Below are 1110 nucleotides of genomic sequence, written 5' to 3'. Positions count from 1 at the left end.
GGAAGGTGCGAACAAGTTCCTGATATGAGATCATCATATTCATCCGGAGCGCATCCCAGAGGGACATCATGAGCCATCAACTCACCTTCGCCGATAGTGAATTCAGCACTAAGCGCCGTCAGACCCGAAAAGAGATTTTCCTCTCCCGCATGGAGCAGATTCTGCCATGGCAGAATATGACCGCTGTCATCGAGCCGTTTTATCCCAAGGCGGGCAATGGCCGACGGCCCTATCCGCTGGAGACCATGCTGCGTATTCACTGCATGCAGCATTGGTACAACCTGAGCGACGGTGCCATGGAAGATGCCCTGTACGAAATCGCCTCCATGCGCCTGTTTGCCCGATTATCCCTGGATAGCGCCCTGCCGGATCGCACCACCATCATGAATTTCCGCCACCTGCTCGAGCAGCATCAACTGGCCCGTCAATTGTTCAAGACCATCAATCGCTGGCTGGCCGAAGCAGGCGTCATGATGACCCAAGGCACTTTGGTGGATGCCACCATCATTGAGGCACCCAGCTCTACCAAGAACAAAGAGCAGCAACGCGATCCGGAGATGCATCAGACCAAGAAAGGCAATCAGTGGCACTTTGGCATGAAGGCCCACATTGGTGTCGATGCCAAGAGTGGCCTGACCCACAGCCTAGTCACCACCGCGGCCAACGAGCATGACCTCAATCAGCTGGGTAATCTGCTTCATGGAGAGGAGCAATTTGTCTCAGCCGATGCCGGCTACCAAGGAGCGCCACAGCGCGAGGAGCTGGCCGAGGTGGATGTGGACTGGCTGATCGCCGAGCGTCCCGGCAAGGTAAAAACCTTGAAGCAGCATCCGCGCAAGAACAAAACGGCCATCAACATCGAATACATGAAAGCCAGCATCCGTGCCAGGGTGGAGCACCCGTTTCGCATCATCAAGCGGCAGTTCGGCTTCGTGAAAGCCAGATACAAGGGGCTGCTGAAAAACGATAACCAACTGGCGATGTTATTCACCCTGGCCAACCTGTTTCGGGTGGACCAAATGATACGTCAGTGGGAGAGATCTCAGTAAAAACCGGAAATAACGCCAGAAATGGTGGAAAAAATAGCCTAAATAGGCTGATTCGATGTGT

General features: G+C 54.2%; 1 protein-coding gene. It reads left to right on the top strand.

The genetic code is table 11. The features are described 5' to 3' along the window. Positions 1-68: 68 nt before the first annotated feature. On the top strand, positions 69-1049 hold the full coding sequence (locus tag FDW95_RS02070) for an IS5-like element ISKpn26 family transposase (protein WP_000019445.1): 981 nt from the start codon (positions 69-71) through the stop codon (positions 1047-1049). Positions 1050-1110 lie beyond the last annotated feature (61 nt).

The sequence above is a fragment of the Citrobacter sp. wls718 genome (assembly GCF_005280945.1).
GTDB classification, from domain to species: domain Bacteria; phylum Pseudomonadota; class Gammaproteobacteria; order Enterobacterales; family Enterobacteriaceae; genus Citrobacter; species Citrobacter gillenii.
This window is presented reverse-complemented; position numbering and strand designations above follow the sequence as displayed.